Raw genomic sequence first — 20,590 nt, 5'->3', positions numbered from 1 at the left:
ATTGGAAGCAGAATATGGCTCGATTCCTGCGCCGGAAGAGCGGCGATGAGGCTTGAGCCGAAGAGGGGACGGCACCTTGGAACCTCGGACGGAGGAATTCGTCCGATCATCCCTCTAGCGCGTAGACGATTTACAGCGTACGTGACGGGCGACAAGTTATTTTACGGTGAAAATACTTCCAGGCCGTCGAATCTTCGCCGCAGACGGCCTCGGTGCCGCAGCTCAACCCGCTCTCGGGGAGCCTGCTCAGACATCGTACGGCGGCCGTGGGATGGGGTCCACCATGGCGTCGAAGCCCTTCGGGAGCTGCGCGACGAGGTCGTGGAACTCCCCCACCGTCACCGTGTCGCGCAACGTGGCGAGCACCGCGACCGCGCCCACCTCGGCGACCGCCGGGTCCACCGCCGCGCGTTCGGCCACGCGGTACAGGAAGTCCACCGCGCCGCCGGTGGTGGCCGTGCCGCCGGGCTCCAGATAGCCGCCCACGTCGTCCGGCAACTGCGCGGCCAGGTCCGTCGCCTCGTCCGCGGTGATCCGGTCGGCGAGGGTCTGCAACACCGCACGCGAGACGGTCGCGGCCTCGTCGGTGGGCAACTCGGCCCGCCGCGCCACCGCCTCGACGAACAGGGGGAACCGCATCCCACCCCTCCCCTCGCCGCCGGTGGGCACCACGCCACGCGGTCGGCCCCGGCGGGTACCCGCCCCCGCTCCGGCCAAACGCCCCACCCACCGGGAGGCGGAAAAGCCGGAGGGCAGCCGGCCGGTCGCGTCGGTAGCATCCGCGCATGGGACCCGTCACCACCCACCCCGGCGCCTGCCCGCTGGACTGCCCGGACACCTGCGTCTGGCAGCTCACCGTCGACGACGGCCGGGCGGTCGCGTTGCGCGGCGACCGCGACCACCCGTTCACCCGGGGCGCGCTCTGCGGCAAGGTGAACCGCTACCTGGACGCGGTGAACGGCCCGGACCGGCTCACCACGCCCTGGGTCCGTACCGGCCCGAAGGGCGCGGGCCGGGTCGCGTACCGGCCGGCGAGCTGGGACGAGGCCGTCGACCGGGTGGCCACCGGGCTGCGCGCGAGCATCGAACGGGACGGCCCGGAGTCGGTGCTGCCCTACTACTTCGCCGGCACCATGGGACTGGTCCAGGGCTGGACCATGGGCCCCCGGCTCTTCGCCCACCTGGGCGCGTCCCGGCTGGACACCACCATCTGCACGGCGGCGGCGCGGGCCGCGCTGCGCTCGCTCTACGGCGCCTCGGTCGGCTTCGAGCCGGAGTCGATCGTCGAGGCGGGACTGATCGTGCTCTGGGGCGCCAACCCGCTCGTCACCAACCTGCACCTGTGGCCGTTCGTGCAGCAGGCCCGCGAGCGCGGCGCGTACGTGGTGACGATCGACCCGCTGCGTACCGACACGGCGGCCCGCAGCGACGAGCACGTCGCGCCGCTGCCGGGCACCGACGCGGCGCTCGCGCTCGGGCTGATGCGGCACGTCCGCGACGCCGGGGCGGCCGACGAGGCGTGGCTGGCCGCGCACACCACCGGCTGGCCGGAGCTGGCCGCCCGGCTCGATGACTGGCCGGTGGAGCGGGCCGCCGCCGAGTGCGGCCTGCCGGCCGGGACGGTACGCCGACTCGGCGACCGGATCGCCACCACCCGCCCGACGGCGGTACGCGTCGGCCTGGGCCTGCAACGGCACCACGGCGCCGGGCAGGCGATCCGGGCCATCTGCGCGCTGCCGCTGGTGACCGGCGACTTCCGGTACCCCGGCGGCGGGGCGCTGGTGACCACCAGCGGCCACCACCCGGTCGACAACGGCCCGGTGATCCGGCCGGCCGGCATGCCCGCCCCGGCGGCCCGGTCGCTGAACATGAGCCGGCTGGCCGCCGTGCTCACCGGGGAGGCGGACCCGCCGGTCACCTCGCTCGTGGTGTTCGACGCCAACCCGGTGGCGACCGCACCGGACCAGGCCCGGCTGCTGGCCGGGCTGCGCCGCGCCGACCTGTTCACCGTGGTGCTGGAGCAGCGCTGGACCGACACCTGCGACTACGCCGACGTGGTGCTCCCGGCGACCATGCAGCCCGAGCACCTGGACCTCCAGACGTCCTACGGGCACCACTACACGACGCTGAACCTGCCGGTGACCCGCGCGCCCGGCGAGGCGCTGCCGAACACCGAGATCTTCCGGCGGATCGCCGCCGCGCTCGGGATCGACCACCCGGCGTTCCGGGACAGCGACGAGGACCTGGCCCGGCAGTTGCTGGCCGGCGCCCCGATCACGTACGAGGAGCTGCGCGAGCGCACGTACGCCCGGCTCACCGGCGTGCCGGTGGGTTCAGCGCCGTACGCCGAGGGCGGCTTCCCCACGGCGGACGGGCGGGCCCGGCTGCACGACCCGGCGCTGGCCGCGCTCGGGGTGGACCCGCTGCCCGGGTACACGCCACCGGCCGAGGCGGCCGATCCGGAGCTGGCCCGCCGGTTCCCGCTGACGCTGCTCACCCCGGCCAACCGCTACCTGATGAACTCTACGTTCGCCTCGCTGCCGTGGCACACCCGCCGCGCCGGCCCGCCCCGGGTGCACCTGCACCCGGCCGACGCGGCGGCACGCGGGCTCGCCGACGGCGACGCGGTCCGCGTGCACAACGACCGGGGCGCGTTCCTCGCCGCGGTGGCCGTCGACGAGGCGGCCCGCCCGGGCCTGGCGTTCACGTACAAGGCGTACTGGGCGCGGCGCAGCCCCGGCGGGTCCACCGTCAACGCGGTCACCGGCGTCCGCGACACCGACCTGGGCGAGGCGCCGACGTTCCACGACTGCCGGGTGGAGGTCGAGCCGGTGCCGGCCGCGCTGCTGACCGCCGAGCCGCCCGCCGACGAGGTCGCCGAGCCCGTCGCGGCCGGGTGATTCGGGACCTCCGGCCCCCTCACCTGGTCTTTGCGCCCCTGCTCCGGCCCTGCTCCGCCGCCTAGCGTCGGAGGCGGACAACAGGGAGGTTCGCCATGCGTACGTGGCAGGTGCAGGACGTGATGACCAGGGACGTGGCGTCGGTACGGGAGGGCACGGCGTACCGGGAGATCGTCGACGTGCTGACCGGCCGGCACGTCACGGCGGCGCCGGTGGTGGACGAGACCCGCCGGGTGCTCGGCGTGGTCTCCGAGGCGGACCTGATGTACAAGGTGGAGTTCCTGGGCCGGCCCCGGGAGCGGCGGATCCTGCCCGACCGGCACCGCCGCGAGGCGCGGGCGAAGGCCGGCGCGACGCTCGCCGCCGACCTGATGACCGCTCCCCCGGTCACCGTCGCGCCGGATGCGACGATCGTCGAGGCGGCCCGGCTGATGGACGCGCGCGGCGTGAAGCGGCTGCCGGTGGTCGACGACCTCGGCCGGCTGGTCGGCATCGTCACCCGGGGTGACCTGCTCAAGGTTCACCTGCGCCCGGACGCCGGCATCCGGCGCGACGTGGTCGAGGAGGTGCTGTGGCGCAGCCTCGGCGTCCCCGGCGACGTGGTGGACGTGACTGTGGACCGGGGCGTGGTGACGCTCACCGGCCAGGTGGAACGCCGGTCCACCGCGCAGCTCGCGGTACGGCTGACCCGGCAGGTCAGCGGCGTGGTCGAGGTGGTCGACGCGCTCGGCTACGCGATCGACGACGCGCCGATGGCGGCGTTGCGCATCGGCGGCGGAACCCCGGCCGGCATCGCCTGAGACCCGGGCGGCGGTGGGCGCCGGGGTACCCGGCGTCCACCGGTGTCACTCCTGGGCGAGCGCGTCCAGCACCAGCGCGGCGGTCCAGCTGAACGCCGGTGAGCCGAGACCGGCGCCGGTGTCCGGGTGGAAGTACTCGTGGCAGCCGGCCCGGTCGACCAGGTCGAGCAGCGACTCGCGCAGCCCGGCGGCCAGGTCGGCGCGGCGGTGCGTCCGCAGGCCCTGCCAGAGCAGCCAGCCCGTGTTGATCCAGCTCGGGCCGCGCCAGTAGCGCAGCGGTTCGAAGTCCGGCGCGGTGCGGTCGTACGTGGGCAGTGGCCGGTCCATCCGGGCGGCCAGCCCGAAGCGCGGCGAGCACGCCTCGGCCAGCAGCGCGGCCACCTGCGCGGCGGGCAGTTCGGGCAGCGCGAGCGGCATCAACCCGAGCACGGTCCGGGCCGGCACGAGCCGGTCGGCGCGGACGTCGCGGGGGCGGAACGTGCCGGTGACCGGATCCCAGAGCCGGGTGACGAGCGCCTCGGTGATGCGGGCGCCCCGGTCGCGGTGCGGTCCCGGGTCGGCGCCGATGACTGTGGCGATGCGCGCGAGCGCGTACTCGGAGACGCCGAGTGCGGCGTTCACCAGCGGGCACTCCACCAGGAACGGGTGCCGCCCGAGCAGTCCCTCGTCCCGGTAGCGGCCGGCCCGGTAGCTCTCCACCAGCGCGACGTAGCGCGCGTAGTCCAGGTCGGTGGGGCGCTGCGAGGCGTCGGCGTGCGCGGTGTCGTGCCGGCGGTACGCGCGCATCACCGCCTCGTCGGCGGGCACCCCGGCCAGTGGCGCGTCCCAGGCGGGGCTGTTGTCCAGCCCGGACTCCCACGGGTGCACGATCGACGCCAGCCCGCCCCCGCCGGCGTCGCGCCGCCCGGTCAGGTAGCGCTGCTGCGCGACCAGCCTCGGGTAGAGCCGCCGCAGCGCGGCCACCGACGCCTCACCGGGCGCGCGGCGGTGCACCAGCCAGGCGGCCGGGGCGTGCACCGGCGGCTGGACGATCCCGGACGTGGCCCGGGCCGGCGCCCCGTCGGCGCGCGCCGAGTCCCAGAACTGCGGGCCGGGGAAGTACGGCCCGACGCGCGAGGCCGGGTTGAACACGATGTGCGGCACCCGCCCGTCGACCCACTGCGCGGCGAACAGCGTGCGCAGCTCCCGCCAGGCCCGGTCGGGACGGACGTGGGCCAGGCCGATCGCGATGAACGCCGAGTCCCAGCTCCACTGGTGCGGGTAGAGCGTGCGCGACGGCACGGTGTGGTCGTGTTCCCAGTTGGTGTCCAGGGTGGCCAGCGCGAGGCGGCGCAGCCGGGCGTGCCGGTCGGCGTCGGCGCGTAGCCCGGTGGTCAGCGTCATGCGGCGGCCCGCCGGGGACGGGCCTGGGCCAGCGCGGTGGCGGCCTGGCGCAGCGCGGCGACCGGCTCGCCGCGCAGCCGGCACTCCAGCGCCAGCCAGCCGGTGTAGCCGATCGCGTCGAGCGTGGCCAGCAGCGCACCCCAGTCCAGGTGCCCGGCGCCGGGCTGGTGCCGGTTGGAGTCGCTGACCTGCACGTGCCCGAGGTACGGCGCGGCGGCGCGCAGCGCGGCGTGCGGGTCGTCCTCCTCGATGTTCATGTGGTACGTGTCGGCGGCCACCCGCAGCGCCGGTGACCCGACCGCGCGGCACAGCTCGACCGCCTGGTCGAGCCGGTTGACCATGTGGTCCTCGTACCGGTTGAGCGGCTCCAGGAACACGGTGACCCCCTCGGCGCGGGCGTGCCCGGCCAGCTCGCCCAGGGCGTCGACGAGCACCCGCCGGTCGCCGTCGGCCGAGCGTGGTGGTTCGAACGGGGGCAGCCGGCGGGAGAACATGCCCCACGCGGCCGGCGTCATCGCGCCGGCGCCGCCCAGCTCGGCGATCACCGAGAGCTGGGAGCGCAGGTTGTCCACCGCGTCGCGGGAGCGGTCCGGGTCGAAGTCGCCGACGAAGTGGTCCATCTCGACGCAGACGGTCGGCATGACCACGCCGGCGGCGCGGGCGCGGCGCAGCTCCGGCAGCCGCCGGGCCAGCGCGAGATCACCGCGTCCGCGCAGCTCGATGCCCTGGTAGCCGAGGGCGACGGCGAGGGCGTACTTCCGGGTCAGGTCGGTGCCGGGAAGCAGTTGCTCCTGGCAGGCAAGCGGAATGTCCATCAGAACCTCAGCACCACTTGGAGGACGTCACCGTCACCGCGGTCGAGCAACGCCAGGGCGTCGGCCACCGCGCCCGCGTCGACGACGTGGCTCACCAGCGGCAGCGGGTCGACGCTGCCCTCGGCCACCAGGTCCATGAAGGTGTGTGCGATCCGCGTCCCGGACCACCGGCCGGCCGTGCCGGGTGCCGGATCCGGCCCGGAGACCTGGGCGGCCACGAGCTGGATCCGGTTGTGGTGGAACTCCTCGCCGAGTTCCAGCCCGTGGGCGTACCCCTGGTAGAAGCCGGCCGCGACGACGCGGCCGGCGTGCGCGGTGGCGCGGATCGCCTCGTGCAGCGCCGGGTACGACCCGGACAGCTCCAGGCAGACGTCGGCGCCCCGGCCGTCGGTGGCGGCCCGCAGCGCGGCGGCGGGCGACTCGGCGGCGACGTCGACCACCCGGCGGGCGCCGAGCCGGGTGGCGTGCGCGAGCCGGCCCGGCATCCGGTCGACGGCGACCACGCGGGCGCCGGAGAGCGCGGCCAGGCGCGTGCCGAGCAGCCCGATCACGCCCTGCCCGAAGACGCCCACCCAGTCGCCCAGGTGCAGGTCACCGGCGAGCACGGCGGTCAGCGCGATGGCGCCGGGCCGGGCGAACACGGCGGCGAGCGGGTCGAGGCCCGGTGGCAGCGGATGCGCCGCGGTCGCGGGGAGCACCGCTTCGGCGCGGTGCCCCCAGATACCCCAGACGAGCTGGCCGGGCCGCCGCCCGGCCACGTCTGGGGCGACCTCGACGATCTCGCCGACCTCCTCGTATCCGAAACCCACCACCGGGTACGCGGGCGTGGCCTGGCGGGGCACGAACATGCGGGCACCGGCGTCCCAGTCCTTGCGCAGGCGCGGGTTGCTGCCCCGGAAGAGCGTCAGTTCGGTGCCGGCGGAGATGCCCGAGTAGCGGGTGCGGACGCGGACCTGGCCCGGACCGAGCCGGTCCGTGGGGCAGGGCTCCAGGCGTACGTGCCGGGGCCCGGCCAGAGAGACAACCCAGTTGCTCATGGCGTCGCTCCGAGGGAAGTGCCGACCCCGATTCTAACCCAAAAAATGGGCATATCTGATTAGATTGATGAATCGATGGGTATTAGCGACAGGCCGTGCTCTTTCGAGAGGAGTGCCACCGATGTCATCACCCTCCACGCGGCGGCTCGCAATCAGCCTGATCCTGGCACTGGCCGGGACCGGCATGGCCGCATGCAGCGACGACGGGCAGAAATCCGACAGTTCCCAGATCACCGTCTGGAGCCTGGAAGACGTGGCGGACCGCGTCGCCGCCACCAAGGCGATCATCGCCGACTACACCGCCAAGACCGGCGTCAAGGTCAACCTGGTCACCGTCAACGAGGACCAGTTCCCGTCCCTGATCGCCTCCAGCGCCGCCGCCGGCGACCTGCCCGACGTGGTCGGCTCGGTCTCCCTGGCCGGGGTGCGCACGCTGTCCAGCAACGAACTGGTCGACGCCGACGCGAACGCCGCCGTCGTCGACCGGCTCGGCCGGGACACGTTCACGCCCCGCGCGCTGGAACTCACCGGCGACGGCGGCAAGCAGCTCGCCGTACCGAGCGACGGGTGGGGCCAGCTGCTCGTCTACCGCAAGGACCTGTTCGCCGCCGCCGGCCTGCCGGCGCCCGACACGTACGAGAAGATCGCCGCCGCGGCGGCCAAGCTGAACACCGGCGGCGTCGCCGGCATCACCGCGGCCACCTCCCCCGGCGACGTGTTCACCCAGCAGACGTTCGAGCACCTGGCGCTGGCGAACAACTGCCGGCTCACCGACGGCTCCGGCAAGGTCACGCTCGACTCCCCCGAGTGCGTCGAGGCGTTCCGCTTCTACGGCGACCTGATGCGCAACAACTCGGTCAAGGGCGCCCAGGACGTCGACACCACCCGGGCCACCTACTTCGCCGGCAAGGCGGCCATGCTGATCTGGTCACCGTTCATCCTGGACGAGCTGGCCGGGCTGCGCGCCGACGCCCGGCCGACCTGCCCGCAGTGCCAGTCCGACCCGGCCTGGCTCGCCAGGAACAGCGGCTTCGTCACCGCGATCAAGGGTCCGAACGGCACCGAACCGGCCCAGTACGGCGAGGTCAGCTCCTGGGCCGTGCTCGACGGCGCGGCCGACCCGGCGAAGTCGTTCGTGGAGTACATGCTCTCCGACGGCTACCCGCGCTGGTTCGGCATGTCCCCCGAGGGGCGTTTCCCGGTGCGCACCGGCACTCCGGAGGACAAGCAGAAGTTCCGGACCGCCTGGAACACCAGCCCGGCCGGGGTGGACACCAAGAAGCCGCTGTCGGAGGTCTACGGCGAGGACGTACTTGCCACGCTCCGGAAGAGTCCGGACACGTTCCAGCGCTGGGGCCTGACCGAGAACCAGGGCAAGCTGGTCGGCGCGATCCTCGGCGAGCTGCCCGTACCCAAGGCGCTCGCCGACGTCGTCGGCGGCAAGTCCGACGCCCGCGCCGCCGCCGAACGCGCCCGCAAGGACGTCGAGGCGATAGCCAAGGGCGTCAATTGACCACCACCGCGCCGGAGGCCGGCCGCTCCCCCGCACCGGAGCGACCCCGCCGACCCGGCCGACGCCCGCTGACCCTGCGCCGCCGCGAGTCCCGCGCCGGGCTCGCGCTGGTCACCCCGACCCTGCTCGTCGTAGTCGCGGTGATCGGCATACCCATCGTCTGGACGGTGGTGCTGGCCTTCCAGCGGGTACGCCTGGCGACACTGCGCAAGACCGGCCTGTTCGGCGAGCTGACCCTGGACAACATCGACCGGGTGCTGCACACGCCCGGGTTCGCCGACACGCTCTGGACCACTGTCCTCTACAGCGTCGGCGGCACCGCCGGCTCGATCGTGGTGGGCCTCGCGGCGGCGCTGGCCGTACGCGGGCCGTTCCGGGGCCGCACGCTGGTCCGCGCGTCGATGCTGCTGCCGTACGTGGCGCCGGTGGTCGCCATGACGTTCGTCTGGCAGGTGATGCTCGATCCGCAGCTCGGCATCGTCAACGACTGGGGGCGGCGCTTCCTCGGCTGGGATCAGCCGGTGCCGTTCCTGTCCCAGGAGTCCACCGCGCTGTGGACGGTGATCGCGTTCGAGGCGTGGCGCTACTTCCCGTTCGCGTTCCTGTTCCTGCTGGCCCGGCTCCAGGCGGTGCCCGGTGAGCTGGAGGAGGCCGCCCGGGTCGACGGGGCGACACCCACGCAGCGGTTCCGGCACATCCTGCTGCCGCAGCTCATGCCGGTGATCGCGCTGATCGGCGTGCTGCGGTTCATCATGACGTTCAACAAGTTCGACGACGTCTACCTGCTCACCGGCGGCGCGGCCGGCACCGAGGTGGTGAGCGTGCGGGTCTACCAGTTCCTCACCGCCCGTACCGACATCGGCGCGGCCGCCGCCCAGGCGGTCGTCCTGGCCGTCGTGCTGCTCGTGTTCGTGGCGATCTACCTGCGCTTCTTCGGCGCGCGACGGGAGGCGTGATGGACCGGGACCGGATCGAGACGGTCAGCCTGCGCTGGCTGCGCCGGCTGGTGATCGCCGGGTTCCTGGTGGTCACGCTGCTGCCGTTCTGGTACATGCTGGTGCTGTCGGTACGCCCGATCGAACGCCTGCTGCTGGAACCCGGCTCGCTCTGGGTGCCGTTCGGCGAGCTGACCGTCGCCACGTACGCCGAGGTGCTGAAGTCCGTCTCCGACGGCGGCCAGGGCTTCCTCACGTTCATCCGCAACAGCGGCCTGGTGGCGCTGGCCGCCACCGCGCTCACCCTGGTGATCGCCATTCCCGGCGCGTACGCGGTGTCCCGCCTGCGGTTCTTCGGCCGCCGGCAGGTCAGCGCGCTGTTCCTGGCGGTCTACCTGTTCCCGTCGATCGTCATCGCGATCCCGCTGTTCGTGGTCTTCACCCGGGCCGGGCTGCGCGGGTCGCTGACCGGGCTGGTGCTGGTCTACATCTCGCAGACGCTGCCGGTGTCGGTCTACATGCTGAAGAACTACTTCGAGACCATCCCGGTCAGCCTGGAGGAGTCCGCGGCGATCGACGGCGCCGGCCGCCTCGGCATCATCCGCCGGGTCAGCCTGCCACTGGCCGCGCCGTCGGTGATGGCTGTCGCGCTGTACGACTTCATGATCGCCTGGAACGAGTACCTGTTCGCGCTGCTGTTCCTGGTCGACCGGCCGGACCGGTGGACGGTGTCGCTGGGGCTGTCCCTGCTCGCCGACGGCGTGGAGGTGCCCAAGACCGTGCTGATGGCCGGCTCGGTCATCCTCACGCTGCCGATCGTGGTGCTGTTCTTCGCCGGGGAACGCCTGCTCACCGAGGGACTCACCAGCGGAGCCGAGAAGGGGTGAGGGTCCGTGCCAGGATGATCGGGTGCGAGCATCACGGGAGGACCGGACCGGTGCGCGGGCGGCCCGGCTGCTCACCGAGGCGCTCGCCCCGACCGTCCTGGTCACGGCGCTGCCGCTGATCGCCGCCGCCCGGGTCAGCCGCTCGCCCGGCCAGTTCCTGCTCTGGGGCGGCATCGCGCTGACGTTCTGCGCCGTCATCCCGATCGGCGTGCTCGTGCACGGCGTCCGCCGGGGACGGCTCACCGACCGGCACGTCGGCGACCGCACCCAGCGGGCCCGGCCGCTGTCGATCGGGCTGGCCTCGGTGGCGGCCGGGTTGCTGCTGCTGGCTGCGGTACGCGCACCCGCCGAACTGTTCGCCGTGATCGTGGTGGTCTTCGTGGTCGGCGCGGCCTGCGCGCTGGTGAACCACTGGTGGAAGCTGAGCATCCACGCCGCGGTTGCCGCCGCCACCGTCGCCGTGCTGGTCCCGCTGGCCGGCCCGGCCGCGAACGTCGGCTGGGCGCTCGTCGCGGCGGTCGGCTGGTCCCGGGTACGCCTGGGCGACCACACCTGGCCGCAGGTGCTGGCCGGTGTCGCGCTGGGCGGGCCGCTCGCCGCCGGCACGTTCCTGGCGCTCGCCTGACCCGCTGACGCAAGATCAGCTACGGTGGCCTCATGGGCAAGCCGACCCGCTGGGTGACCGACACGAAGCCCGGCCACTCGCAGTGGTACGTGGACCGCTTCCGTCAGCTCGCCGCCGAGGGCGCCGACCTGGCCGGTGAGGCGCGGCTGCTCGACGCGCTCGTACCGCCGGGCGCGCGCGTCCTGGACGCCGGCTGCGGCACCGGCCGGGTCGCCGCCGCGCTCGCCGCACGCGGGCACGACGTCGTGGGCGTGGACGCCGACCCGACGCTGGTCGAGGCGGCCCGCGCCGACCATCCCGGCCCCCGCTTCCTGGTCGCCGACCTGGCCGAGCTGGACCTGGCCGCCCAGGGCGAGGCCGAGCCGTTCGACGCCGCGGTGCTGGCCGGCAACGTGATGGTCTTCGTCGCCCCCGGCACCGAACGCGACGTGCTGGGCCGCGTCGCCGCGCACGTACGCCCGGACGGGATGGTGGTGGTCGGCTTCGGCACCGACCGCGGCTACCCGGTGGCCGACCTGGACGCCGACGCGGTCGCCGCCGGGCTACGCCCCGAGCACCGCTTCGCCACCTGGGACCTGCGGCCCTGGCGGGACGACGCCGACTTCGCGGTGACGGTGCTGCGCCGCCCCGCCGGCTGACCCTTCTCCTGCCGACCAGGGCTCACGCGGGCGCGGCGACAGTGCGTGCGGCCTCCGGGTCGAGCGGGCTGCCGGCCGGCAGCAGGTCCACCAGGCCCGCCGGCAACCGCGCCGGGCGCACGCCCGCGTACCCGAGCATGCCCGGCACGTCGGCGCCGGTCAGCGCGTACCGCCGGCCCAGGTCGGTGATCACGCAGATCGCGCCGCCGGTCGCGCCCGGCGCGGGCACCGCCTCCACCAGCGCGCCGCGTCCCGGCTCGACCACCACCTCGTCGGCGAGCCCGGCCCGGCCGCCCGGTGTGGGTGCGGCGGCGGACTGGTCCGGCGCGGTGACGCCGAGGCGGAGCTCGCGGACGCCGGTGTCGTCGCCGGCCCGCGCGCAGAGTGCTCCCTCCGCGGCGGCCAGCCGGGGCGGTACGGCGGGCGGAGCGGCCGGCCCGCCGGGCACCAGACCGGGCAGCTTCGGCAGCGCGGCGAACCGGCCGAGCGTGATCGGTTCCGGATCCCGCTGGCCGGTGCGGGCCAGCAGCAACGCGGCCTGCAACTCGGTGATCGCTGCCAGCCCGCCGCGCTGGGCCACCGCGTACTGCCGTCCGCCACCGGAGTTGCGCACCAGGTAGACGTCGCCCACGCTCGCGCCGGTGACCCGCTCGGACGGCTCGCCGAGGTCGGCCACCGGCGGCGGGGCCAGGTCGGCGCCGGCCGGGAGCGTGTTCAGCAGCGCAGCCGCCACCGGCACCGCCCGTTCCCGGGTGGCGGCGAGCGCGGCGAGCACCCGGTCGGTGTCGCGCAGCAGGTAGCGCCGGTCGTGCCAGAGCAGGTGCAGGCCGCCGTCCGGATGCCGGGCGAGCAGGCCCTGATCGCCGAGCGCCCGCCCGCCGGTGGCCTCCCGCCCGATCAGCAGCACCGAGCGGGCCTCGCCGCGCCCCGCCGCCGGCCGACCGGTCTCCGCGCGCCCGGCCTCGTCGCCCTCCACGGAACAGAGCGTCCAGGCGTCGCGGACGAGCCGGTTCGACGCGGGCAGCGAGTCCGGCGCGTCGGCGATGCCGAGCGGCAGGCCGCGCGGCACCCCGTCGATGGCGCGGCGGCCGACCAGCACCGTCTTCGGCCGTTCCGCTCCGATGATCAGCAGGGCGGAGGCGTAGTTGAGCACCGGGTGCAGCCTGTCGTCGCGGTAGACGAACCGCGCACCCGACTCCTTCTCCACGATCACCGCGCCGGTCTCGCGCCACGAGTCACCGCCGCCGGTGAACAGACCGTAGAGCGCGACGCCGCCGAGCGCGATCGCCGCGACCAGGACGCTCGCCAGACCCGCTCCGGCCAGCCGGCGGAACGGCGACTGCGGCGGGTCCGTCTCCCGCATGACGAGCGCGGCGACCGCCCGCTGGACGGTGAACTGGTACGAGTGCAGCTGGTCCTGCCGCGACGCCATCTGATCCCTTCCCGCCGGGATGGTCGGCGCACAGGATAAGCGCTCCGTCGATGCCCCGGCGACCCTGCGTGTCCCTGGCCGACCCTTCGTCGCCGCCCCGCTCCGCCAGTACGCCGAGGTGGCTGCATCCCACCGCCCCGGACCCCACCACCTCCCCGAGGTGGAGTCGATCAAGCCACGGGGTGAGCTCCCTCGGCGGGCCCCAGCGCGAGTACGCCGAAGTGGCTGCATCACACCGGCCCGGACCCGGCCACCTCCCCGAACTGGAGTCGATCAAGGCAGCCGGACCCATCAAGGGTGGAGTTGCATCGAGGCGCGCCGACCAGCACCCCACGCGGAATGGATACCCCCGGGGGTGTGTTACACATGCCGGAACCTGAAACCGACGGAGGTACTGATGGCCAGCGTGGCGTTGAGCACCACCGACTTCGCAGAGACCGTCAACCGGGACGGCATCGTCCTGGTCGACTTCTGGGCCGGCTGGTGCGGCCCCTGCCGGGCGTTCGCGCCGGTCTACGAGAAGTCCAGCGAGCAGCACCCGGACATCGTCTTCGGCAAGGTCGACACCGAGGCCGAGCCGGCCCTGGCGGCCGCGGCGCAGATCCGGTCGATCCCGACACTGATGGCGTTCCGGGACGGCGTGCTGGTGTTCGCCCAGCCGGGCGCCCTGCCGACGGCCGGGCTGGAGGAGCTGATCCGGGCCGTGCGTGACCTCGACATGGACGACGTCCGGGCCAAGACCGCCTGACGGGTGGCGACACGGGTACCCCCTGGGGTATCTTCGAGAGCAGGAGGTGGGACGTGAAGCTTCGACCTGAGATGACCGGCGACGCGCTGACCCGGCTCAAGCGGGCCCGGGGGCAGCTCAACGCCGTCATCGAGATGATGGAGAACGGCGAGGACTGCCGCGCCGCGTTGACCCAGCTCGCCGCGGTCTCCAAGGCCATCGACCGGGCCGGGTTCAAGATCATCGCCTCCGGCATGCGCTACTGCGACGCCGCCCGGCAGGCCGGCGAGGAGCCGGAGATGACCGAGGAGGAGCTGGAGAAGCTCTTCCTGTCACTGGCCTGACGGCGCCCGCCTGACCGGCTGAATCCCGCCCGGGTCGCGTGATCGCGACTCGGGTGGGTAAACACCTGCCTGGAGATCCCAGGCCGCAGACTGTCCCGCACATACCCCCGGGGGTATATAGGCAATGAGAGGAACCGGCATGACCCTCGACGTGTCCGTCATCGCGACCTCCTCGCTCGGCGACCGCAGCTACCTCGCCTCCGACGGCCGGGTGGCGATCGTGGTCGACCCGCAGCGCGACATCGACCGCATCCTGTACCTGGCCGGCGCCGAGGGCGTGCGCATCACCCACGTGGTCGAGACGCACATCCACAACGACTACGTCTCCGGCGGCCTGGAACTTGCCCGGATCACCGGCGCGCAGTACCTGGTGGCCGCCGCCGACACGGTCGAGTTCGACCGGACCCCGGTGTCCGACGGCGACACCGTGCCGGTGTCGGACACGATGCGGCTGCGGGTGATCGGCACCCCGGGCCACACCTTCCACCACCTGTCGTACGCGATCGACGAGGCCACCGACGGCGGCTGGACGCCGGCCGGTGTGTTCACCGGCGGCTCGCTGCTGTTCGGCACCACCGGCCGCACCGACCTGCTCGGCCAGCAGTACGCGCACGAGCTGGCGCACCACCAGCACGCCTCGGCGCGCAAGCTGGCCGACCTGCTGCCCGACGGCGCGCAGGTGTGGCCCACGCACGGCTTCGGCAGCTTCTGCTCGGCCAGCCAGGCCGACGCGCCCGAGTCGACCATCGGCCGGGAGAAGGAGGCCAACCCGGTGCTGCGGCTGGCCGCCGACCGGTTCGTCACCGAGACGCTGGCCGGGCTGGACGCCTACCCGGCGTACTACGCCCACATGGGCGTCGCCAACGCCGCCGGTCCCGCCCCGGTCGACCTCACGCCGGTGGCCCGCGCCGACGCCGACGAGCTGCGCCGTCGTATCGCCGCCGGCGAGTGGGTGGTCGACCTGCGCCACCGCAAGGCGTACGCGGCCTCGCACCTGGCCGGCACCGTCAGCCTCGGCCTGGACGGGCCGATGTCGACGTGGCTCGGCTGGCTGATCGACTGGGGCGTGCCGATCACGTTCCTGGCGCAGACCCCGGAGCAGGTCGCCGACGCCCAGCGGGAACTGGTCCGCATCGGCATCGACCGCCCGGCCGCCCAGGCCACCGGCGAGCCCGAGCAGTGGACCGCCGACCCGTCGCAGCTGCGTGAGCTGCCCGTGGCCGACTTCGACGCGCTCGCCGCCGCGCAGGCCGGGAACACCCCGGCCGGGCTGCCCGAGCCCCAGGTCGTCCTCGACGTGCGGATGACGAACGAGTGGAAGGCCGGGCACATCGACGGCGCGGTGCACGTGCCGCTGCCGGACGTGCCGAAGCGGCTCGCCGACATCCCCTCCGGGACGATCTGGGTGCACTGCGGCTCCGGCTACCGGGCCACCGCCGCCGCGTCCCTGCTCGCCAACGCCGGCCGTGACGTGGTGCTGATCGACGACTCGTACGGCCGGGCCGAGACGGCCGGCGTACGCATGGCGCCCACCGCCTGACCTCTCCCCCAGCGCCCGGCCGGCGTGTCCCCACGCCGGCCGGCGCTGGAACCTGCCCGAAAACACCCGCTGAAGGAGACCGAAGCATGACCACGACCACCCCCACCACCATCGACGCGGCGACCCTGCGCGAGCTGATCGCCGCCGGCCGTACGCCCCGGATGCTCGACGTGCGCACGCCCGGTGAGTTCGAGGCGGCGCACATCCCCGGCGCGTACAACGTGCCGCTGGACCTGCTCCGGGAGCACCGCGCGGAGCTGCGCGGCCACCTGGACGAGGACGTGGTGCTGATCTGCCGCTCCGGCGTCCGGGCGAGCCAGGCCGGTCAGGCGCTCGGCACCGTCGGGCTGCCCAACGTGAAGGTGCTCGACGGCGGCATGCTGGCCTGGCAGGCCACGAACGCCCCGGTCAACCAGGGCCGGCCGCGCTGGGACCTGGAGCGCCAGGTACGCCTCGTCGCCGGCTCGATCGTGCTCGCCGCGATTGTCGCGTCGGTGTTCGTCCCCGGCCTGAAGTGGGTCGCCGCGTTCATCGGCGCGGGCCTCACGTTCGCCGCGCTCACCAACACCTGCGCCATGGGCATGCTGCTGAGCAAGCTGCCGTACAACCGCGGCGCGAGCTGCGACCTGGACACGATCGTGGGGCAGTTGCGCGACGGGAGCCGCAGGTGACGACGCTGGCGCTGACGCTGGCCGGCGCGGTGCTGATCGGTGTGACGCTGGGCCTGCTCGGCGGCGGCGGGTCGATCCTCGCCGTGCCGCTGCTGGTCTACGTGGCCGATCTGCCCGCCAAGGAGGCGATCGCCACCTCGCTGCTCGTCGTCGGCGTGACCAGCGCCGTCGCCGTGCTGCCGCACGCCCGGGCGAACCGGGTCCGCTGGCGTACCGGGCTCGTCTTCGGCGTGGCCGGCATGACCGGCGCGTACGCGGGCGGCCGGCTGGCCGAGTTCGTCCCGGCGGGCGTCCTGCTCACCGGGTTCGCCCTGATGATGCTCGCCACCGCGGTCGCGATGCTCCGGGGCCGCCGGTCCGCCGAGGGCCGGCCGGCGCCGTGCGAGCTGCCGGTGCTGCGGGTGATCGTCGACGGTGTGGTGGTCGGCCTGGTCACCGGTCTGGTCGGCGCGGGCGGCGGCTTCCTGGTCGTACCCGCTCTGGCCCTGCTGGGCGGGCTGCCGATGCCGGTCGCGGTCGGCACCTCGCTGGTCGTCATCGCGATGAAGTCGTTCGCCGGTCTGGCCGGCTACCTGTCCAGCGTGCAGATCCACTGGGGTCTGGCCGCCGGGGTCACCGCCGCCGCCGTCGTCGGCAGCCTGCTCGGTGGCCGGCTCGCCGGGCGGATCCCGGCCGACCTGCTGCGCCGGGGGTTCGGCTGGTTCGTCGTGGTGATGGGCGTGTTCGTGCTCGCGCAGCAGTTGCCGCCGGTCTGGGGACTCGCCGTGGGAGCGCTTGCCGTGGCCGGTACGGTCACCTTGGCGGTGTGGGGCCGCCGAAGGAGGGAACACAGTGGACAGCAGCGCCTGGGACAGCCGGTACGCCGACACGCCCGGACTGGTGTGGAGCGCTGAGCCCAACCGTTTCGTGGTCGAGTCGGTCGCGGGGCTGACTCCCGGGTCAGCGTTGGACATCGCCGCCGGCGAGGGCCGCAACGCGGTCTGGCTGGCCGGTCAGGGCTGGCGGGTGAACGCGGTGGACTTCTCCGCGGTGGCCGTGGACCGAGGGCGGGAGATGGCGGCCGCGCGGGGCGTGACGGTCGACTGGCGGGTGGCGGACGTGACCGCGTACCGGCCGGTACCGAACAGCTACGACCTGGTGCTGATCAGCTACCTGCACCTGACCGCGCCGGAGTTCGCCGGGGTGCTCGCCGCGGCGAAGTCCGCGTTGCGCCCCGGCGGCACGCTCGTGGTGGTGGGCCACGATCTGGCCAACCTCTCCGGCGGCATCGGCGGCCCGCAGGACCCGGACGTGCTGCTCACGCCGGAGTCGGTGGTCGACGGGCTGGCCGGGCTGCGGGTGCAGCGGGCCGAGACGGCCCGCCGGCCGGTGCCGGCCACCGACGGCGGCACCGTCGACGCGCTGGACACCGTCGTGGTGGCCACCCGCCCCGCCGACTGACCGCCGTCCGCCGCCGTTCCGCCGGGCCGGTCCGGGACCGGCCGGTAGCATCCGGGGACGGATCGGCGGAGAGGACACCGGGTGGGCGCGCGTTTCGAGGAACTGGCCTGGCGTGAGACGCCGATCGGTGAGATCAGCCTGCGGCGGCGCCGTGACCCGGCGCTGGACGCCGAGGTGTACGAGGTGAAGCTCGACGACGAGTACCTCATGTCCAGCGCCTTCCCGGTCGCGGAGATCGAACTGGCGCGGCTCGGGCTGGCCCCGCTGACCGGGGACGCGCTGGACGTGGTGGTCGGCGGGCTCGGCCTCGGCTACACCGCGCGTACCGCGCTGGAGGATCCGCGGGTGCGGTCGCTGGTGGTGGTCGAGGCGATCGAGGACGTGATCGACTGGCACCGGCGGGATCTGCTGCCGTTCGCCGCCGGCCTGGCCACCGATCCGCGTACCCGGTTCGTCCGGGCGGACTTCTTCGCCGCGGTCGCCGGCGGCGGCCTCGACCCCGACGAGCCCGGGCGCCGCTTCCACGCGGTGCTGCTGGACGTGGACCACTCCCCCCGCCAGGTGCTGCACCCCAGCCACGCCCCGTTCTACACGGTCGACGGGCTGCGCCGGCTGGCCGCGCTGCTGCACCCGGAGGGCGTCTTCGCGCTGTGGTCGAACGACCCGCCCGACACGGCGTTCCAGCGCACGCTGACCGAGGTGTTCCCGACCTCGGTGGCGCACGTCGTCCGGTTCCCGAACCCGTTGCAGGGCCGGGAGGCGGCGAACACCGTGTACGTGGCCCGGCACTGACCCACCCGGCGGCGCATGGCCGCACGAGCAGCGGGAAAGCGCACGGCCCACCGTACGACGGGAGGCTGGGACATGCGCGCGTTGCTCTGGGTGGTCGGCGTGGTCGCCGGTGTGCTCATCCTGCTCGGGCTGCTGCTGGAGGCGGTCCGCTGGCTCGTCATCATCGGCGTGATCGCGCTCGCCGCGGTGATCATCTTCGCGATCGTGAAGGGCCGGCGGGTGGTGCAACAGCATTCGACCCGTCGACGCTGACCTGCGGAGAGTGTGACCCACCCGGCAACCTACGTAAGCGTAGGTTACCGGGCGGTCAAGTTAGGCTGGGGGCGTCAACCGCGCGACGAGGAGTAACGGCGATGGACGCGACCGCCCAGCGACCCTGGACCCGTAGCTACGCACCCGGCGTGCCGGCCGAGATCGCCGAGCCGGACGGCTCACTCGTCGACCTGCTCACCGAGGCGGCCGGGCGGTTCGGTCCCCGGGTCGCGCTCGACTTCTACGGCGCCACCACCACGTTCACCGAGCTGGCCGACCAGGTGGCCCGCGCCGCCGAGGCGCTGCGCCGGCTCGGCGTCGGCCCGGGTGACCGGGTGGCTCTGGTGCTGCCGAACTGCCCGCAGCACGTGGTCGCGTTCTACGCCGTGCTGCGCCTCGGCGCGGTGGTCGTCGAGCACAACCCGCTCTACACCGCCGACGAGCTGGACCGGCAGCTCACCGACCACGGTGCGACGGTCGCGATCGCGTGGGACAAGGTCGCGCCGCTGGTGGCGGGACGCGGCGCCGTGCGTACCGTGGTGGCGGTCGACCTGACCGCGGCGCTGCCGCGGCTCAAGCGGTGGGCGCTGCGGGTGCCGCTGCCGAAGGTCCGCGCCGCCCGCGCCGCGATGACCGCCCCCGCGCCCGGCGCGCTGGCCTGGTCGGACCTGGTCGCCGCCGCCGGGCCGCTACCCGCCGGCCATCCCGCGCCGGAGGCCGGGGACGTGGCGCTGCTCCAGTACACCGGTGGCACCACCGGCGAGCCCAAGGGCGCGGTGCTGACCCACCGCAACCTGCGCGCCAACGCCGCGCAGGGCCGGGCCTGGGTGCCGGGCCTGCGCGACGGCGCGGAGACGGTGTACGCGGTGCTGCCGCTGTTCCACGCCTACGGGCTGACGCTCTGCCTCACCTTCGCCGTGAGCATCGGGGCCACGCTGGTGCTGTTCCCCCGCTTCGACGCCGACCAGGTGCTCGACGCGGTCCGCCGCCGCCCGCCGACGTTCCTGCCGGCGGTGCCGCCGGTCTACGCGAAGCTGGCCACCGTCGCCCGCGAACGCGGCGTCGACCTCACCTCCATCCGGTACGCGCTGTCCGGCGCGATGTCGCTGCCACCGGCCACTGTGGAGCTGTGGGAGCAGGTGACCGGCGGCCTGCTGGTCGAGGGGTACGGGATGACCGAGACGTCCCCGATCACAGTGGGCAACCCGGTCGCGCCGACCCGCCGCCCCGGCACCGTGGGCGTGCCGTTCCCCTCCACCGACGTGCGCATCGTCGACCCGGAGGACCCGAGCCGCGACCGCGCGCCCGGCGAGGCCGGCGAGCTGCTGGTCCGCGGCCCGCAGGTGTTCTCCGGCTACTGGCACCGGCCCGAGGAGACCGCCAAGGTGCTGCTGCCGGGCGGCTGGATGCGTACCGGCGACATCGTCACCATGGACGCCGACGGCTTCGTGACAGTGGTCGACCGGATCAAGGAGCTGATCATCACCGGCGGCTTCAACGTCTACCCGTCCGAGGTGGAGGAGGCGCTGCGCCGCGTCCCCGGCGTACGCGAGGCCGCCGCCGTGGGGATGCCCACCGACGACGGTGAGGAGGTCGTCGCCGCGGTGGTGGTCGACCCGGCGGTGGCCGGCACGCCGGAGGCGATCCGGACCTCGTGCCGCACGCACCTGGCCGGATACAAGGTGCCGCGCCGGGTCGTGATCGTCGACGAGCTGCCGTACTCCCAGATCGGCAAGATCCTGCGCCGCGAGGTCCGCGAACGGCTGCTCGCCGCCCGCTGACGGCACCCGGCGCCACGCCGGCCCACGCGCTGCGCCGGACGTGTCGGTGCGCCGGACGTGTCGGTGCCGGCGCCTACG

The 20,590-nt window shown here is 74.0% G+C and carries 21 protein-coding genes; 16 read left to right on the top strand and 5 right to left on the bottom strand.

The window, feature by feature from the left end:
- Positions 1–246: 246 nt before the first annotated feature.
- Positions 247–639 carry a DUF2267 domain-containing protein gene (locus M8C11_RS07290; protein WP_091427199.1) on the bottom strand — a complete coding sequence of 131 codons (393 nt, stop codon included), beginning with the start codon at positions 637–639 and terminating at the stop codon, positions 247–249.
- 146 nt (positions 640–785) lie between these two features.
- Between M8C11_RS07290 and M8C11_RS07285 the strand changes: the two genes are divergently transcribed.
- The gene (locus M8C11_RS07285) at positions 786–2,900 is read left to right on the top strand and encodes a molybdopterin-dependent oxidoreductase (RefSeq protein WP_252448934.1); all 2,115 of its coding nucleotides are present in this window, start codon (positions 786–788) and stop codon (positions 2,898–2,900) included.
- Positions 2,901–2,995: 95 nt separating this feature from the next.
- A complete protein-coding gene (locus M8C11_RS07280; RefSeq protein ID WP_252448933.1) occupies positions 2,996–3,700 on the top strand; it encodes a CBS domain-containing protein in 705 nt (234 codons plus the stop codon).
- A 45-nt stretch (positions 3,701–3,745) separates the two neighbouring features.
- Here M8C11_RS07280 and M8C11_RS07275 read toward each other — a convergent pair whose 3' ends face one another.
- Genes M8C11_RS07275 through M8C11_RS07265 form a run of 3 tightly spaced genes read right to left on the bottom strand, consistent with a single transcriptional unit; the run spans position 3,746 to position 6,935 of the window.
- Positions 3,746–5,083, bottom strand: coding sequence for a hypothetical protein (locus M8C11_RS07275; RefSeq protein ID WP_252448932.1), 1,338 nt, complete (start codon positions 5,081–5,083; stop codon positions 3,746–3,748).
- Positions 5,080–5,898: a sugar phosphate isomerase/epimerase family protein gene (locus tag M8C11_RS07270; RefSeq protein WP_252448930.1), complete on the bottom strand. Its 819-nt coding sequence runs from the start codon at positions 5,896–5,898 to the stop codon at positions 5,080–5,082. Before M8C11_RS07270 ends, M8C11_RS07275 begins: the two co-directional genes overlap by 4 nt.
- Positions 5,898–6,935 carry a zinc-binding dehydrogenase gene (locus M8C11_RS07265; RefSeq protein WP_252448929.1) on the bottom strand — a complete coding sequence of 346 codons (1,038 nt, stop codon included), beginning with the start codon at positions 6,933–6,935 and terminating at the stop codon, positions 5,898–5,900. Before M8C11_RS07265 ends, M8C11_RS07270 begins: the two co-directional genes overlap by 1 nt.
- Positions 6,936–7,056: 121 nt before the next feature.
- Here M8C11_RS07265 and M8C11_RS07260 point away from each other — a divergent pair, with 121 nt between their 5' ends.
- The 5 genes from M8C11_RS07260 to M8C11_RS07240 are packed head-to-tail and all read left to right on the top strand — an operon-like array spanning position 7,057 to position 11,533.
- Positions 7,057–8,448, top strand: coding sequence for an ABC transporter substrate-binding protein (locus M8C11_RS07260; protein ID WP_252448927.1), 1,392 nt, complete (start codon positions 7,057–7,059; stop codon positions 8,446–8,448).
- Positions 8,445–9,404 (top strand): carbohydrate ABC transporter permease, encoded by a 960-nt coding sequence (locus M8C11_RS07255; RefSeq protein WP_047891261.1) that lies wholly within the window; start codon positions 8,445–8,447, stop codon positions 9,402–9,404. The genes M8C11_RS07260 and M8C11_RS07255 overlap by 4 nt, the downstream gene beginning before the upstream one ends.
- On the top strand, positions 9,404–10,270 hold the full coding sequence (locus tag M8C11_RS07250) for a carbohydrate ABC transporter permease (RefSeq protein WP_013285935.1): 867 nt from the start codon (positions 9,404–9,406) through the stop codon (positions 10,268–10,270). The genes M8C11_RS07255 and M8C11_RS07250 overlap by 1 nt, the downstream gene beginning before the upstream one ends.
- 22 nt (positions 10,271–10,292) lie before the next feature.
- Positions 10,293–10,895: a phosphatase PAP2 family protein gene (locus M8C11_RS07245; protein ID WP_252448925.1), complete on the top strand. Its 603-nt coding sequence runs from the start codon at positions 10,293–10,295 to the stop codon at positions 10,893–10,895.
- 32 nt (positions 10,896–10,927) lie between these two features.
- Positions 10,928–11,533: a bifunctional 2-polyprenyl-6-hydroxyphenol methylase/3-demethylubiquinol 3-O-methyltransferase UbiG gene (locus M8C11_RS07240; RefSeq protein ID WP_252448924.1), complete on the top strand. Its 606-nt coding sequence runs from the start codon at positions 10,928–10,930 to the stop codon at positions 11,531–11,533.
- Positions 11,534–11,555: 22 nt separating this feature from the next.
- Here the strand turns inward: M8C11_RS07240 and eccB are convergent, their stop codons facing one another.
- A complete protein-coding gene (gene eccB, locus M8C11_RS07235) occupies positions 11,556–12,965 on the bottom strand; it encodes a type VII secretion protein EccB (RefSeq protein ID WP_252448923.1) in 1,410 nt (469 codons plus the stop codon).
- Positions 12,966–13,362: 397 nt separating this feature from the next.
- On the opposite strand from eccB, the gene trxA reads away from it, so the two are divergent.
- From trxA to M8C11_RS07190, 9 genes are all read left to right on the top strand, one after another.
- On the top strand, positions 13,363–13,713 hold the full coding sequence (gene trxA / locus M8C11_RS07230; protein ID WP_252448922.1) for a thioredoxin: 351 nt from the start codon (positions 13,363–13,365) through the stop codon (positions 13,711–13,713).
- A gap of 53 nt (positions 13,714–13,766) precedes the next feature.
- Positions 13,767–14,036: a metal-sensitive transcriptional regulator gene (locus M8C11_RS07225; protein ID WP_120570221.1), complete on the top strand. Its 270-nt coding sequence runs from the start codon at positions 13,767–13,769 to the stop codon at positions 14,034–14,036.
- Between the two features lie 139 nt (positions 14,037–14,175).
- Positions 14,176–15,576 (top strand): MBL fold metallo-hydrolase, encoded by a 1,401-nt coding sequence (locus M8C11_RS07220; RefSeq protein WP_252448920.1) that lies wholly within the window; start codon positions 14,176–14,178, stop codon positions 15,574–15,576.
- An 86-nt stretch (positions 15,577–15,662) separates the two neighbouring features.
- Positions 15,663–16,247 carry a rhodanese-like domain-containing protein gene (locus M8C11_RS07215; protein WP_252448918.1) on the top strand — a complete coding sequence of 195 codons (585 nt, stop codon included), beginning with the start codon at positions 15,663–15,665 and terminating at the stop codon, positions 16,245–16,247.
- Positions 16,244–17,140 (top strand): sulfite exporter TauE/SafE family protein, encoded by an 897-nt coding sequence (locus tag M8C11_RS07210; RefSeq protein ID WP_252448916.1) that lies wholly within the window; start codon positions 16,244–16,246, stop codon positions 17,138–17,140. Before M8C11_RS07215 ends, M8C11_RS07210 begins: the two co-directional genes overlap by 4 nt.
- On the top strand, positions 17,079–17,687 hold the full coding sequence (locus M8C11_RS07205) for a bifunctional 2-polyprenyl-6-hydroxyphenol methylase/3-demethylubiquinol 3-O-methyltransferase UbiG (protein WP_120570225.1): 609 nt from the start codon (positions 17,079–17,081) through the stop codon (positions 17,685–17,687). The genes M8C11_RS07210 and M8C11_RS07205 overlap by 62 nt, the downstream gene beginning before the upstream one ends.
- An 81-nt stretch (positions 17,688–17,768) precedes the next feature.
- The gene (locus tag M8C11_RS07200) at positions 17,769–18,479 is read left to right on the top strand and encodes a spermidine synthase (RefSeq protein WP_091427232.1); all 711 of its coding nucleotides are present in this window, start codon (positions 17,769–17,771) and stop codon (positions 18,477–18,479) included.
- A 72-nt stretch (positions 18,480–18,551) separates the two neighbouring features.
- The gene (locus tag M8C11_RS07195) at positions 18,552–18,731 is read left to right on the top strand and encodes a hypothetical protein (protein WP_252448914.1); all 180 of its coding nucleotides are present in this window, start codon (positions 18,552–18,554) and stop codon (positions 18,729–18,731) included.
- Between the two features lie 101 nt (positions 18,732–18,832).
- Positions 18,833–20,512 (top strand): long-chain-fatty-acid--CoA ligase, encoded by a 1,680-nt coding sequence (locus M8C11_RS07190; RefSeq protein ID WP_121683961.1) that lies wholly within the window; start codon positions 18,833–18,835, stop codon positions 20,510–20,512.
- Positions 20,513–20,590: the final 78 nt, after the last annotated feature.

It is taken from the genome of Micromonospora sp. CPM1 (assembly GCF_023896895.1).
GTDB classification, from domain to species: Bacteria; Actinomycetota; Actinomycetes; order Mycobacteriales; family Micromonosporaceae; genus Micromonospora; species Micromonospora tulbaghiae.
The sequence above is the reverse complement of the archived record's forward strand: the minus strand, read 5'-3'. Positions and strand labels throughout refer to the sequence as shown.

Bases quoted from the DNA above. Each gene is read 5' to 3' on its own strand.
- M8C11_RS07220 (WP_252448920.1), top strand. From the start codon at position 14,176: ATGACCCTCGACGTGTCCGTCATCGCGACCTCCTCGCTCGGCGACCGC.
- M8C11_RS07195 (WP_252448914.1), top strand. From the start codon at position 18,552: ATGCGCGCGTTGCTCTGGGTGGTCGGCGTGGTCGCCGGTGTGCTCATC.
- M8C11_RS07275 (WP_252448932.1), bottom strand. From the start codon at position 5,083: ATGACGCTGACCACCGGGCTACGCGCCGACGCCGACCGGCACGCCCGG.
- trxA (WP_252448922.1), top strand. From the start codon at position 13,363: ATGGCCAGCGTGGCGTTGAGCACCACCGACTTCGCAGAGACCGTCAAC.
- M8C11_RS07240 (WP_252448924.1), top strand. From the start codon at position 10,928: ATGGGCAAGCCGACCCGCTGGGTGACCGACACGAAGCCCGGCCACTCG.
- M8C11_RS07270 (WP_252448930.1), bottom strand. From the start codon at position 5,898: ATGGACATTCCGCTTGCCTGCCAGGAGCAACTGCTTCCCGGCACCGAC.
- M8C11_RS07265 (WP_252448929.1), bottom strand. From the start codon at position 6,935: ATGAGCAACTGGGTTGTCTCTCTGGCCGGGCCCCGGCACGTACGCCTG.
- M8C11_RS07260 (WP_252448927.1), top strand. From the start codon at position 7,057: ATGTCATCACCCTCCACGCGGCGGCTCGCAATCAGCCTGATCCTGGCA.
- eccB (WP_252448923.1), bottom strand. From the start codon at position 12,965: ATGGCGTCGCGGCAGGACCAGCTGCACTCGTACCAGTTCACCGTCCAG.
- M8C11_RS07290 (WP_091427199.1), bottom strand. From the start codon at position 639: ATGCGGTTCCCCCTGTTCGTCGAGGCGGTGGCGCGGCGGGCCGAGTTG.
- M8C11_RS07190 (WP_121683961.1), top strand. From the start codon at position 18,833: ATGGACGCGACCGCCCAGCGACCCTGGACCCGTAGCTACGCACCCGGC.
- M8C11_RS07250 (WP_013285935.1), top strand. From the start codon at position 9,404: ATGGACCGGGACCGGATCGAGACGGTCAGCCTGCGCTGGCTGCGCCGG.
- M8C11_RS07280 (WP_252448933.1), top strand. From the start codon at position 2,996: ATGCGTACGTGGCAGGTGCAGGACGTGATGACCAGGGACGTGGCGTCG.
- M8C11_RS07285 (WP_252448934.1), top strand. From the start codon at position 786: ATGGGACCCGTCACCACCCACCCCGGCGCCTGCCCGCTGGACTGCCCG.
- M8C11_RS07215 (WP_252448918.1), top strand. From the start codon at position 15,663: ATGACCACGACCACCCCCACCACCATCGACGCGGCGACCCTGCGCGAG.